A 13128-nucleotide genomic window follows, 5' to 3' on the forward strand; every position below is an offset into this window, starting at 1 on the left:
AATGATATGACTGAAATCGTAAAAGCAAGTCTTGAAAATGGTGTTCAAAAAATCCGTATCACGGCAGACAAAGGCTACCATCCAGCCCATATTCAGCTTCAAAAAGGGATTCCCGCTGAAATTACCTTTCATCGTATAACTCCTTCAAACTGTTACAAGGAAATCCTTTTTGAAGAAGAAGACATCTTGGAACCAATCGGCGTGGATGAAGAGAAGACAATTCGTTTTACACCTCAAGAGTTGGGTGAGCATGAATTCTCATGTGGCATGAAGATGCAAAAGGGAAGCTACACCGTAGTTGAGAAGACTCGAAAATCTTTGTCACTTTTGCAACGTTTTTGGATTACTAGTATCTTTACTGTGCCTCTTGTGATTATCATGATTGGGATGTCGACAGGAGGAATTAGTCACCAAGTCATGCGTTGGGGCACCTTTTTAGCCACAACACCCATCATGCTAGTAGCAGGTGGTCCTTATATCCAGAGTGCTTGGGCCAGCTTTAAAAAGCACAATGCCAACATGGATACCCTGGTTGCTCTGGGAACCCTAGTGGCCTATTTCTATAGCTTAGTTGCCCTCTTCGCTGGTCTCCCCGTTTACTTTGAAAGTGCTGCATTTATCTTCTTCTTCGTTCTTTTGGGAGCCGTTTTTGAGGAAAAAATGCGGAAAAATACTTCCCAAGCTGTGGAGAAATTACTTGACTTGCAGGCTAAAACTGCAGAAGTCTTGCGTGATGATAGCTATGTTCAAATCCCCTTGGAGCAAGTCAAGGTAGGTGACCTGATTCGAGTGCGTCCCGGTGAAAAGATTGCGGTTGATGGGGTTGTAGTCGAAGGTGTGTCCAGTATTGATGAGTCTATGGTGACAGGTGAGAGCCTGCCGGTAGACAAAACAGTTGGAGATACCGTCATTGGCTCAACCATCAATAATAGCGGAACGCTTGTTTTTAAAGCAGAAAAAGTTGGTTCAGAGACTGTCTTGGCACAGATTGTGGACTTTGTTAAGAAAGCCCAGACCAGCCGAGCACCAATTCAGGATTTGACGGATAAGGTTTCAGGGATTTTTGTACCAGCGGTTGTCATTTTAGGGATTGTGACCTTTTGGGTTTGGTTCGTCTTGCTCAGGGATAGTGTAGTCGTGCTTGGAGCGAGTTTTGTCTCTTCTCTTCTCTATGGAGTAGCAGTTTTGATTATCGCTTGTCCTTGTGCACTAGGACTTGCAACACCGACAGCTCTTATGGTGGGGACAGGTCGCAGTGCCAAAATGGGCGTTCTCCTCAAGAATGGAACCGTCTTACAGGAAATCCAGAAAGTTCAAACTATTGTCTTTGATAAGACCGGAACCTTGACCGAAGGGAAACCTGTGGTCACAGATATCATCGGCGACGAAGTAGAAGTGCTTGGATTGGCAGCCTCCTTGGAAGAAGCTTCTCAACACCCACTGGCTGAGGCCATTGTCAAGCGAGCGACTGAAGTCGGACTTGAGATTCAAACTGTAGAGAATTTCCAAGCCTTGCACGGAAAAGGTGTCTCAGGGCAAATCAATGGAAAACAAGTTCTGCTTGGAAATGCTAAAATGCTGGATGGCATGAACATTTCTAGCACTTATCAAGAAAAACTAGAAGAACTAGAAAAAGAAGCTAAGACAGTTGTCTACTTGGCTGTTGACAATGAAATTAAAGGCTTGCTTGCCCTGCAAGATATTCCCAAGGAAAATGCCAAGCTAGCCATCAGTCAGCTGAAAAAACGTGGACTTAAAACAGTCATGCTGACAGGGGATAATGCTGGAGTGGCGCGTGCTATTGCAGATCAGATCGGAATCGAAGAGGTCATTGCAGGTGTCTTGCCAGAAGAAAAAGCCCATGAAATCCATAAACTACAATCAGCTGGAAAAGTAGCCTTTGTTGGTGATGGTATCAATGACGCTCCTGCCCTCAGTGTAGCAGATGTGGGGATTGCTATGGGAGCTGGAACAGATATTGCCATCGAGTCAGCAGATTTGGTGTTGACAACTAATAACCTCCTAGGAGTGGTTCGTGCCTTTGACATGAGCAAGAAAACCTTCAATCGAATTCTGCTCAATCTTTTCTGGGCCTTTATCTACAATGTCGCCGGAATTCCGATTGCAGCAGGAGTCTTTTCAGGAATTGGTCTCGTTCTCAATCCAGAACTGGCAGGTCTTGCCATGGCCTTTAGTTCTGTATCTGTTTTAACCAGTTCACTCATGCTAAACTTTAGTAAAATAGACTAAAAGCGAGCTTGCTCGCTTTTTATTATAAAACAGTTATATAAAACGTTTTCAAACTGTACTGTAATAGAGAATAAAAACTTCTGAGCACATTCTTAGGAGACCCAAAACAAATGTGGTAAAGTAGTAGAGTAAAAATTTGCTGAAACGTTTCCAATTAGTATATGAAAACGGATTTATCAAGTTTTAAAAATATTTGAAGGAGAGTTATCATTATGACTCAAGGGAAAATTACTGCATCTGCAGCAATGCTCAACGTATTGAAAACATGGGGCGTAGACACAATCTACGGTATCCCATCAGGAACACTCAGCTCATTGATGGATGCTTTGGCTGAAGACAAAGATATCCGCTTCTTGCAAGTTCGCCACGAAGAAACAGGTGCTCTTGCAGCGGTCATGCAAGCTAAATTCGGCGGCTCAATCGGGGTTGCAGTTGGTTCAGGTGGTCCAGGTGCGACTCACTTGATTAACGGTGTTTACGATGCAGCTATGGATAACACTCCATTCCTTGCTATCCTTGGATCACGTCCTGTTAATGAATTGAACATGGATGCCTTCCAAGAATTGAACCAAAACCCAATGTACAACGGTATCGCTGTCTACAACAAACGTGTCGCTTACGCTGAGCAATTGCCAAAAGTAATCGACGAAGCTTGCCGTGCTGCAGTTTCTAAAAAAGGTCCAGCTGTTGTTGAAATTCCAGTAAACTTTGGTTTCCAAGAAATCGACGAAAACTCTTACTACGGTTCAGGTTCATACGAACGCTCATTCATCGCTCCTGCCTTGAACGAAGTTGAAATTGACAAAGCTGTTGAAATCTTGAACAATGCTGAGCGCCCAGTTATCTATGCTGGTTACGGTGGTGTTAAAGCAGGTGAAGTGATTACTGAATTGTCACGTAAAATCAAAGCACCAATCATCACAACTGGTAAAAACTTTGAAGCCTTTGAATGGAACTACGAAGGTTTGACAGGTTCTGCTTACCGTGTTGGTTGGAAACCAGCCAACGAAGTGGTCTTTGAAGCAGACACCGTTCTTTTCCTTGGTTCAAACTTCCCATTTGCTGAAGTTTACGAAGCCTTCAAGAACACTGAAAAATTCATCCAAGTCGATATCGACCCTTACAAACTTGGTAAACGTCATGCCCTTGACGCTTCTATCCTTGGTGATGCAGGTCAAGCAGCGAAAGCAATCCTTGACAAAGTAATCCCAGTAGAATCTACTCCATGGTGGCGTGCAAACGTGAAGAACAACCAAAACTGGCGTGATTACATGAACAAACTCGAAGGTAAAACTGAGGGTGAATTGCAATTGTATCAAGTCTACAATGCAATCAACAAACATGCTGATCAAGACGCTATCTACTCAATCGACGTAGGTGACACTACTCAAACATCTACTCGTCACCTTCACATGACACCTAAGAACATGTGGCGTACATCTCCACTCTTTGCGACAATGGGTATTGCCCTTCCTGGTGGTATCGCTGCTAAGAAAGACAATCCAGATCGCCAAGTATGGAACATCATGGGTGACGGTGCATTCAACATGTGCTACCCAGACGTGATCACAAACGTTCAATACGACCTTCCAGTTATCAACGTTGTCTTCTCAAATGGTAAATATGCCTTCATCAAGGACAAATACGAAGACACAAACAAACACTTGTTTGGTTGTGACTTCCCTAATGCTGACTATGCGAAAATCGCTGAAGCTCAAGGTGCTGTAGGATTTACAGTTGACCGTATCGAAGACATCGATGCAGTTGTTGCAGAAGCTGTTAAACTCAACAAAGAAGGTAAAACTGTTGTGATCGATGCTCGCATCACTCCACACCGTCCACTTCCAGTAGAAGTACTTGAATTGGATCCAAAACTTCACTCAGAAGAAGCAATCAAAGACTTCAAGGAAAAATACGAAGCAGAAGAACTCGTACCATTCCGCCTCTTCTTGGAAGAAGAAGGATTGCAATCACGCGCAATCAAATAATTCCTCTCGTCGAAAATCAAATGTAAACTTTGTAGATTTTATTCTTTGATTTTCAAGAGTCGAACTTGAAAAGATCGGAGCAATCCGGTCTTTTTATGGAGGATAGTAAATGAATTTAAATCAATTAGATATTATCGTTTCAGATGTTCCCCAAGTCTGTGCTGACTTGGAGCGTATTTTGGATAAAAAGCCCGATTATGTTGATGACAGTTTTGCTCAGTTTACGATTGGCAGTCACTGTCTGATGTTGTCCCAAAATCATTTGATTCCTTTGGAAGATTTTCAGTCAGGAATCATTCTTCATATCGAGGTTGAGGATGTAGACCAGAATTACCAACGGTTGAAAGAACTTGGTATCCAGGTTTTAAACGGACCAACTGTAACCGATTGGGGAACAGAGTCCTTATTAGTTAAAGGGCCTGCTGGTCTAGTGATTGATTTTTATCGTATGAAGTAGGTAATTCTATTATCAAATTTTTTATCTAAACATTCTTGGAGTGAAACTTAAAAAGATCGGAGCAATTCGATCTTTTTTGTATTTATGCGACTTTCAGTCCGTCTCGCTCCGTTAGGTGCGAGACAAAAAACCACCCGTTTTCACGGGTGGTTATGATTTCTACACTTATTGTTTGGCTTCCTGTTTTAATTGTTGCACCTGTTCCTCGTACTGGACAAGCTCCCTGTCTTTTATATTGATAGTCGCTTCTGCTTCAGCAATGCGGCTTCTCAGATCTTGAGTCTTGTTATGGTGATAGCTAATACCAATAGCACTACCAGCAATGATCCCGATTACTAGACAAGTAAAAATCACCAAAATCAAGGGAGCAGATAGTTGTGTAAAGACAAGACTGACAGTTACTGTTTGACGATTGAGTAGACCAAATGAGATCACAATGACTAATAAGCTCAAACCGCCAATTAGATAAGCCTTATCTTTCAGTGACAATTCATTAAATTTTTTTAGCATAAGTTCCTTTTCTCCTGACTATGTTGATAGAAAACTACACACCATTTAGGTATTAACAAAATTCATTTTACTAGAAAATTTCGATACTGTCAATAATTTCTAACGGCTTATTTACCATCAATCAATCGATTCATTGAAAAGGAGTATTCATTTTCTAATATTTGATTGAGTAAACAGAACGGAGCAATTCGGTCTTTTTTCTGTTCCCTCTTTCTTATAACAAGATTGTGATAGTTTATATCTTTATAACAAAAGTTTTAAAGACTTGATTGTTTTGAAAGAATATTTTAAAATAAGATTCAGTAAAAATGAAAGAGGTTTTGAAAATGTCTGAAAAACAAATGAAAATTTTAGGTTGGGTAGCGACCTTTATGTCTGTTATGATGTATGTGTCTTACTTCCCACAAATCATGAACAATCTGGCTGGTCAAAAAGGAAATTTCATCCAGCCCTTGGTTGCTGCCATCAACTGTAGTCTCTGGGTTTACTACGGTCTTTTCAAAAAAGAAAGAGATATCCCCCTTGCAGCAGCTAATGCACCAGGTATTATTTTTGGCCTAGTGACGGTTATTACAGCTTTGATTTAAAAAGAAGACTGGTTTCAGTCTTTTTTTCGTATATATAAAAGTAAGTTTAGTGCTATTATTATCCAGAGGGTTCCAAACTTTTCGCCTCCTTTTTAGTATAATAGAAGTAATAAATCAATCGAGGTAAAGTGATGACAGAAATACTACAATTTCCAGAAGGATTTCTCTGGGGTGGTGCAACGGCGGCTAATCAATGTGAGGGTGCTTATAATCAGGACGGTCGTGGTCTTGCTAATGTGGATGTGGTACCGATTGGTCCAGACCGTGAAGCTATTATCACAGGTCAGAAAAAGATGTTTTCTTTTGAGGAGTGCTATTTTTACCCAGCAAAGGAAGCCATTGATATGTACCATCATTACAAGGAAGATATTGCGCTTTTTGCAGAAATGGGATTTAAAACCTATCGACTTTCCATTGCTTGGACTCGGATTTTTCCTCAAGGTGACGAAGCAGAGCCAAATGAAGCTGGTCTAGCTTTTTATGAGGATTTGTTTAAAGAATGTCACAAGTATGGAATTGAACCACTGGTGACCATCACGCATTTCGATTGCCCCATGCACTTAATTAGGGAGTACGGTGGTTGGCGCAATCGTCGTATGTTGGACTTTTACGCAAAGCTCTGTCGCACCCTCTTTACCCGTTACAAGGGCTTGGTCAAGTACTGGCTAACCTTCAACGAAATCAATATGATTCTGCATGCCCCCTTTTTAGGAGCTGGGATCTGTTTTGAAGAGGGGGAAAATCAAGAGCAAGTCAAATACCAAGCAGCCCACCATGAGCTGGTAGCCTCGGCTATGGCGACTAAAATTGCCCACGAAATTGACCCAGAAAACAAGGTGGGATGTATGTTGGCAGCAGGGCAATATTATCCTAACACTGCCCATCCGAGAGACTACTGGGCAGCTATGGAGGAAGACCGTAAGAGTTACTTTTTCATTGACGTCCAAGCGCGTGGGGAATACCCAAATTATGCCAAGAAGCAGTGGGAGCGTGAGGGAATCGAGATTGAAATGACGACAGAAGATTTAGACTTGTTAAAGAATCACACTGTTGACTTTGTTTCCTTCTCTTATTATGCGAGCCGAGTGGCTTCAGGCGATCCAGAAGTGAGGAATCTGACATCTGGAAATGTCTTTGCCTCTATCAAAAATCCCTATCTGGAATCCTCAGAATGGGGTTGGCAGATTGACCCACTGGGACTTCGTATCACTCTAAATACCATCTGGGATCGTTATCAAAAGCCTATGTTCATCGTAGAAAATGGACTTGGTGCTATGGACACGCCGGATGAAAATGGCTATGTAGCAGATGACTATCGGATTGCTTATCTAGAAGCCCACATCAAGGCTATGCGAGATGCTATTTACCAAGATGGCGTTGAATTGCTTGGTTATACGACTTGGGGTTGTATAGATCTGGTTTCAGCTGGAACAGGCGAGATGAACAAGCGCTATGGTTTTATCTATGTGGATCGTGATAATGCAGGTCAAGGAAGTCTCAAACGAAGCAAGAAGAAATCCTTCTACTGGTACAAGGATGTCATTGCCAGCAATGGTGCAAGTATTAAGTAGAGCACATTTGTTCACTATTTTTATAAAATCTTCTCCCTACTTTATAATGTGTGAAAAAGAGTTCAATTAGACCAAGCTTTTTGCTATAATGAAGTGAGAAAAATAGACAGGAGATCAAGATGTCAGAACCATTATTTTTACAATCAGTTATGCAAGAAAAAATCTGGGGTGGAACCAAGCTACGTGATGAGTTTGGCTACGACATCCCGAGTGAAAAAATAGGAGAATACTGGGCTATTTCAGCCCACCCAAATGGTGTTTCTAAAGTTGCCAATGGTCGTTTTGAGGGAACAGACCTAGCTACTTTGTATGCGGAACACCGTGAATTGTTTGGCAATCGTCCAGAACCTGTATTTCCACTCTTGACCAAGATACTCGATGCCAACGATTGGCTCAGTGTCCAAGTTCACCCAGACGATGCCTATGGACTAGAGCATGAAGGCGAGCTCGGGAAAACAGAGTGCTGGTACATCATCGCTGCGGATGAAGGTTCAGAGATTATCTATGGTCACAATGCCAAATCAAAAGAAGAACTTCGCCAGCAAATTGAGGACAAGAACTGGGATGCCTTGCTGACCAAAGTGCCTGTTAAGGCTGGAGACTTCTTCTATGTACCAAGTGGCACCATGCACGCTATTGGAGCAGGTATCTTGATTCTGGAAACCCAGCAGTCTAGCGATACCACCTACCGTGTTTATGACTTTGACCGTAAGGATGACAAGGGCAACTTGCGTGAACTTCACCTTGAAAAATCCATCGATGTCTTGAACATTGGTGAACCTGCTAATAGCCGTCCCGTAACTATCAAAGCAGATGATTTACGTTCCACTCTCCTTGTATCCAATGATTTCTTTGCGGTTTACAAATGGGAAATTACTGGAAAAGTTAACTTTGAAAAGACAGCTGACTACAGCTTGTTGAGTGTCTTGGCTGGTCAAGGTCAACTGACTGTTGACGGGGAAAATTATCCAATCCAAAAAGGTAGCCACTTTATCCTACCAAGTGATGTTGAAACTTGGACCCTAGAAGGGCAAGGTTTGGAATTGATTGTAAGCCATCCATAAAAAAAGAAAGGGCCTGAGTTTACTACTCAAGTCCTTTTTGATTACATAAATTGGGCGATAAAAACCACAATGATGATAATAGGAATGATGAAACGAAGGAGGAAGAGCCAGACTTGGAAAAGTCCCTGTTTCCATGCTCTTTCATCAAGATGCAGTTCCTCCATGGCAAGGGCCTTTTTAAAGATATAGCCAGTAAAAAGTGACAGACAGAGAGCTCCAAATGGCATGAGGAGATTGGAAACCAAGAAGTCCATAGCATCAAAGAAGGTTTTACCCAAAATGTGAACATCTGCCATGACCCCATAGGATAGGGCTGAAGGAATGCCAAAGACGAAGGTCAAGATTCCTAAAGTCGCACTCCATTTAGCACGCTTGCTGTTGTCCTGGTTGGTGATATTGCCCACATTGATTTCTAGCATGACGACAGAGGAAGTAACCGTCGCAAAGAGGAAGAGCAAGAGGAAGAGGATGTAGAAAATGGTTCCAAAGGGCATCTTGTCAAAGAGTTGAGGCAAGACGATAAAGAGCAGGCTTGGTCCCCCTTCAGACTGAATATTGAAGGCTGACATGGCTGGGAAAATGGCTAGACCTGCCATGATGGATACCGAGATGTTCATGGCTACGATGGAAATCCCCGATTGGACCAGCTTGGTTTTCTTGTCCAAGTAGGACGCATAGGTCAGCATGGCTGTCACCCCTAGTGAGAGGGCAAAGAAAGATTGACCCAGAGCATAGAGGAGACCAGCGCTAGTTAGTTTTGAAAAGTCTGGTTTGAGGAAGTAGAGAACCCCTTCCATGGCGTTTGGCAAGCTGAGCGAGCGCCCGATGATCACGACAAAGATGATAAAGAGCATAGGCATCATGACTTTCGAGGCTCTTTCAATTCCTTTTTGAACCCCACGTGATACAATAAAGATATTCAACAAGATAAAGGCTGCTTGAGCTCCTAGGGCAATGGCTGGATTTGAAATGATTGAAGTAAATAACTGAGCATAATCACCCGTACCGCCAAGCTGGAACAATTTCCCAAACTCAATTCCTAGATAGACTAGAATCCAACCTCCGATGACACTGTAAAAGGAGAGGAGGATAAAGAGGGCAAAGGCACCAATCCAACCGATAAAGTTGTACTTGTTATTCTTGCCTAGTTTTCCAAAGGTTTTGATAGCGGAAACGCCAGCACTACGGCCAAGGGCAAATTCAGCCAGCAGGAGCGGGAAACCGATTAAAATGGTGGAAATGAGAAAGACCAGTAAAAAGCCTCCCCCGCCATTAGCGGCAGTCATGTATGGAAACTTCCAAACGGCTCCAAGCCCGATGGCTGAACCAGCAGATGCTAGAATAAAGCCTAGTTTTGAACCCCATTGTGATTTTTCTGACATAGTTGAAACTCCAATCTCTTTTTTAAAATAAGAAAAGGCTACTTGAGATGTCAAATAGCCTTCTCTCAACGGCTCTCTATGAGCCTTCTGTTTGATTGATAGACTTGACTATCCTATCATGTTTTCTAAGGTCTGTCAAGAAAACCATTTTCAAGTTTTCACACCTTTCTCAAAAAGTTAAAAATTTTTCTCAAAAACGCTTGACTCTGACCTAGGGGGAGGGGTTATACTATCAATGTAATACTCTTCGAAAATCAAATTCAAACCACGTCAGCGTCGCCTTACCGTACTCAAGTACAGCCTGCGGCTAGCTTCCTAGTTTGCTCTTTGATTTTCATTGAGTATAAGGAGGAAATCATGTACCATATAAAAGAAGCTGCGCAGCTTTCAGGTGTCTCTGTTAAGACCCTGCATCACTACGATAAGATAGGGCTCTTGGTTCCGTTGAAGTCGGAAAATGGCTATCGAACCTATAGTCAGGAGGATTTGGAACGACTTCAGGTCATTCTGTACTACAAATATCTAGGCTTTTCTTTAGAAAAAATAGCAGAGTTATTAAAGGAAGAAAGGACAGATTTATTGCCCCATTTGACCAGACAGTTGGACTATTTGACTCGAGAAAGGCAACATCTGGATACCCTGATTTCCACCTTGCAAAAAACCATTCAAGAACAAAAAGGAGAAAGAAAAATGACGATTGAGGAAAAATTCACTGGATTTAGCTATCAAGACAATCAAAAATACCACCAAGAGGCGGTAGAGAAGTATGGACAAGAAGTCATGGGCCAAGCGCTTGAACGCCAAAAAGGTCGCGAAGACGAGTCCACAGCCGCTTTCAACCAAGTTTTTCAAGCCTTGGCACAAAACCTTCAAAATGGACTAGCTGCAACAGCAGCCGAAAACCAAGAAGAGGCAGCCAAACTCTTGCAAGCTATTCGTACTTATGGATTTGACTGCTCTATTGAGGTATTCGGTCATATCGGTAAAGGCTACGTCTACAACCCAGAGTTTAAGGAAAACATTGACAAATTTGGACCTGGGACAGCCCAGTACACATCAGATGTCATTGCTGCTTACGTTCAGACAAATGCAGAATAAATAGGCTAGGAATTTCCTAGCCTATTTTTTACTTCAAGTCATAAAGCCAGTCGTCACCGTCTTTGTAGTAAAAGAATTCACTGAGATCTTCTTCTAGAAACACACGAAGCATATCAGACATATCATCGGTTGCAAGTTTTAGATGAGATAGATTGTCAAAATCCTCCCACCAAACCTTCCCTTCGTCTGAAGACTGGAGCTCACCAGTAAAGTGTTCTGTCTTGTAAAAAAGGACGACATAACGATAATCCTTGTCATCGTACCAGTTTTTGATACCACAGAGTTGTGGTTTGGAAATGGTCAGACCAGTTTCTTCTTTCACTTCACGAATGACAGCATCGACAAAGGATTCGCCACGTTCAACATGACCACCAGGAAAAGTAATGCCAGGCCAGTCGGGATTAACTCGATCTTGGACCAAGACCTTATCCCCGTTTTTAATCATACACATATTGACAAATTCGACTGATTCTCTTTTGTTCATTTTCTTTCACTTATTTTGTTAGTAATTTTTCTACCACGTTTAACTTTCGCATGGTCAAATCTACATTAAAAAGCTTTTCAAGATAGTTGGTATTAAGTTTCTTTTGTTTTGCAGTTCTAGGGAGATAGAGGTAAAGACAATGGTTACCGATACAAATTTCTTCTTCACCGTAATCAATTTTTAGTTTTTCTAAAGGGAGACTTTGAATAGATTCTTGATAAAGAATCATGTGTATACGGTCATAAAGATAATGTTCTCTAAATGGGTTTTCTTGGACAATTTTTGTAAAATCACTTTTATTCTTGATTACCATTTTTAAGTCGGCCCCAATTTTTTCCTTTATCAGAGTATGAACGCGTTCTCGTATTTCTTCTAAATCTAAGTCACTTTCAAGAATGATATTCCCACTTTGAATATAGGTTCGAACGTGTTGAAAACCAGCTTCTGTCAGAATATCTACCAAATAAGACATTTTCGGGATAGCATTCTTTCCATTAGGAGTAACACCTCTTAGTAAAATAATATGTTCCAAAGGACTTCCTTTCTTATTTGGTATTTATTGGATTTGAGCCTGCCACCCAGCCGGTGCAGAGGGCAGAAGTGATGTTAAAGCCACCCGTGTGGGCATTGATATCCAGTACCTCACCAGCAAAGTGGAGACCAGGGACCAGTTTGCTTTCCAGTGTTTTAGGGTTGATTTCCTTGAGACTGACGCCCCCCTTGGTGACAAAGGACTTAGCAAGAGACATTTTTCCAGTCACAGGGATTTTGAGGGCCTTGATGGACTGGAGTAGTTGTTCGCGTTCCTTTTCAGTCAGTTGTTTGACTTTTTCAGGATAGCCTTGCGACAAAAATTCTGCCAAGCGTTCTGGAAGCAAAGTTTTTAAAGCATTTTTCAAGGATTTTTCCCGATTTTCTTCTAGAAATGCAACCAAGTCCTTCTCAGAAAGTTGAGGTAAAACATCTAGCGAGAGAACCTCTCCGCCCTTGACAAAGCTAGACATGCGTAGGGCAGCAGGACCGGATAGACCAAAGTGGGTAAAGAGCAAATCGTGGGTGATGACATGCTTGCCATAGCTTAAGGTCACATCGTCTAGTGAAATCCCCTGAAGCGCTTTGTGTGGAAAATCAGTCAACAATGGGCTCTCAGCAGCTTCAAGCTCGGTAATGGTATGTTTGAAATGACGGGCAATCTCATGTCCAAAACCAGTCGAACCAGTGGAAGGATAAGACTTACCACCTGTTGTGACAATGAGTTTATCACAAGTGAAGGTTTGGTCTGCGGACTTAAGGACAAACTGGTCGTCTATCTTTTTAACCGAAACAATTTCTGTTTGAGTGAGAACTTGTCCGCCTAGCTCAGCGATTTTCTTATCCAAGGCTTCGATAATGGTCCGAGATTTGTCGCTAGCAGGAAAGACGCGACCGTGGTCTTCAACCTTAAGTTTAACACCGTTTTCCGTGAAAAAGTTGATGATATCATGGTTGTCAAACTGGGAAAAGACACTGTATAGAAAGCGTCCATTTCCAGGGATGCCAGCTAGTAGGTCATCTAGAGTTCCGTTGTTAGTTACATTGCAACGACCACCGCCCGTTCCAGCTAATTTTTTTCCAAGTTTGCGATTTTTTTCGATGAGAAGAGTTTTCTGACCATAAAAGCTACTGGAAATCGTAGCCATCATACCTGCAGGTCCTCCACCAATGACAATAGTATCAAAATGTTTCATAGCTCTATTG

12 protein-coding genes are annotated in these 13128 nt (G+C 42.0%); 7 read left to right on the plus strand and 5 right to left on the minus strand.

Annotated elements, in window-relative coordinates; translation table 11 throughout:
* Window positions 1-6 precede the first annotated feature (6 nt).
* The 3 genes from B7720_RS06345 to B7720_RS06355 all read left to right on the plus strand — a co-directional run bounded on the left by B7720_RS06345 (window position 7) and on the right by B7720_RS06355 (window position 4695).
* Window positions 7-2250 carry a heavy metal translocating P-type ATPase gene (locus B7720_RS06345; protein WP_070656972.1) on the plus strand — a complete coding sequence of 748 codons (2244 nt, stop codon included), beginning with the start codon at window positions 7-9 and terminating at the stop codon, window positions 2248-2250.
* Between the two features lie 212 nt (window positions 2251-2462).
* Complete coding sequence (gene spxB / locus B7720_RS06350; RefSeq protein ID WP_084857127.1) at window positions 2463-4238, plus strand: pyruvate oxidase; 1776 nt, start codon at window positions 2463-2465, stop codon at window positions 4236-4238.
* 109 nt (window positions 4239-4347) lie between these two features.
* On the plus strand, window positions 4348-4695 hold the full coding sequence (locus B7720_RS06355; RefSeq protein WP_001052638.1) for a VOC family protein: 348 nt from the start codon (window positions 4348-4350) through the stop codon (window positions 4693-4695).
* A 165-nt stretch (window positions 4696-4860) separates the two neighbouring features.
* Here B7720_RS06355 and B7720_RS06360 read toward each other — a convergent pair whose 3' ends face one another.
* Window positions 4861-5205: a lipopolysaccharide assembly protein LapA domain-containing protein gene (locus B7720_RS06360; RefSeq protein WP_000913393.1), complete on the minus strand. Its 345-nt coding sequence runs from the start codon at window positions 5203-5205 to the stop codon at window positions 4861-4863.
* A gap of 326 nt (window positions 5206-5531) precedes the next feature.
* On the opposite strand from B7720_RS06360, the gene B7720_RS06365 reads away from it, so the two are divergent.
* The 3 genes from B7720_RS06365 to manA all read left to right on the plus strand — a co-directional run bounded on the left by B7720_RS06365 (window position 5532) and on the right by manA (window position 8427).
* Complete coding sequence (locus B7720_RS06365) at window positions 5532-5792, plus strand: SemiSWEET family transporter (RefSeq protein ID WP_001291472.1); 261 nt, start codon at window positions 5532-5534, stop codon at window positions 5790-5792.
* 131 nt (window positions 5793-5923) lie between these two features.
* A complete protein-coding gene (locus tag B7720_RS06370) occupies window positions 5924-7363 on the plus strand; it encodes a 6-phospho-beta-glucosidase (RefSeq protein WP_084857129.1) in 1440 nt (479 codons plus the stop codon).
* A 119-nt stretch (window positions 7364-7482) separates the two neighbouring features.
* A complete protein-coding gene (manA, locus tag B7720_RS06375; protein ID WP_084857131.1) occupies window positions 7483-8427 on the plus strand; it encodes a mannose-6-phosphate isomerase, class I in 945 nt (314 codons plus the stop codon).
* 41 nt (window positions 8428-8468) lie between these two features.
* On the opposite strand, the gene B7720_RS06380 is transcribed toward manA, so the two are convergent.
* Complete coding sequence (locus B7720_RS06380) at window positions 8469-9809, minus strand: sodium-dependent transporter (protein ID WP_084857755.1); 1341 nt, start codon at window positions 9807-9809, stop codon at window positions 8469-8471.
* A gap of 357 nt (window positions 9810-10166) precedes the next feature.
* On the opposite strand from B7720_RS06380, the gene B7720_RS06385 reads away from it, so the two are divergent.
* Window positions 10167-10907 (plus strand): MerR family transcriptional regulator, encoded by a 741-nt coding sequence (locus B7720_RS06385; protein ID WP_084857134.1) that lies wholly within the window; start codon window positions 10167-10169, stop codon window positions 10905-10907.
* Between the two features lie 28 nt (window positions 10908-10935).
* Here B7720_RS06385 and B7720_RS06390 read toward each other — a convergent pair whose 3' ends face one another.
* The 3 genes from B7720_RS06390 to aao are packed head-to-tail and all read right to left on the minus strand — an operon-like array spanning window position 10936 to window position 13118.
* Window positions 10936-11391 carry an 8-oxo-dGTP diphosphatase gene (locus B7720_RS06390; RefSeq protein ID WP_084857136.1) on the minus strand — a complete coding sequence of 152 codons (456 nt, stop codon included), beginning with the start codon at window positions 11389-11391 and terminating at the stop codon, window positions 10936-10938.
* Window positions 11392-11401: 10 nt separating this feature from the next.
* Window positions 11402-11923 (minus strand): DUF1697 domain-containing protein, encoded by a 522-nt coding sequence (locus B7720_RS06395; RefSeq protein WP_084857137.1) that lies wholly within the window; start codon window positions 11921-11923, stop codon window positions 11402-11404.
* Between the two features lie 13 nt (window positions 11924-11936).
* On the minus strand, window positions 11937-13118 hold the full coding sequence (gene aao, locus B7720_RS06400; protein WP_084857756.1) for an aminoacetone oxidase: 1182 nt from the start codon (window positions 13116-13118) through the stop codon (window positions 11937-11939).
* Between the last annotated feature and the right edge of the window lie 10 nt (window positions 13119-13128).

Source organism: Streptococcus oralis subsp. oralis (assembly GCF_002096455.1).
Taxonomy (GTDB): domain Bacteria; phylum Bacillota; class Bacilli; order Lactobacillales; family Streptococcaceae; genus Streptococcus; species Streptococcus oralis_CY.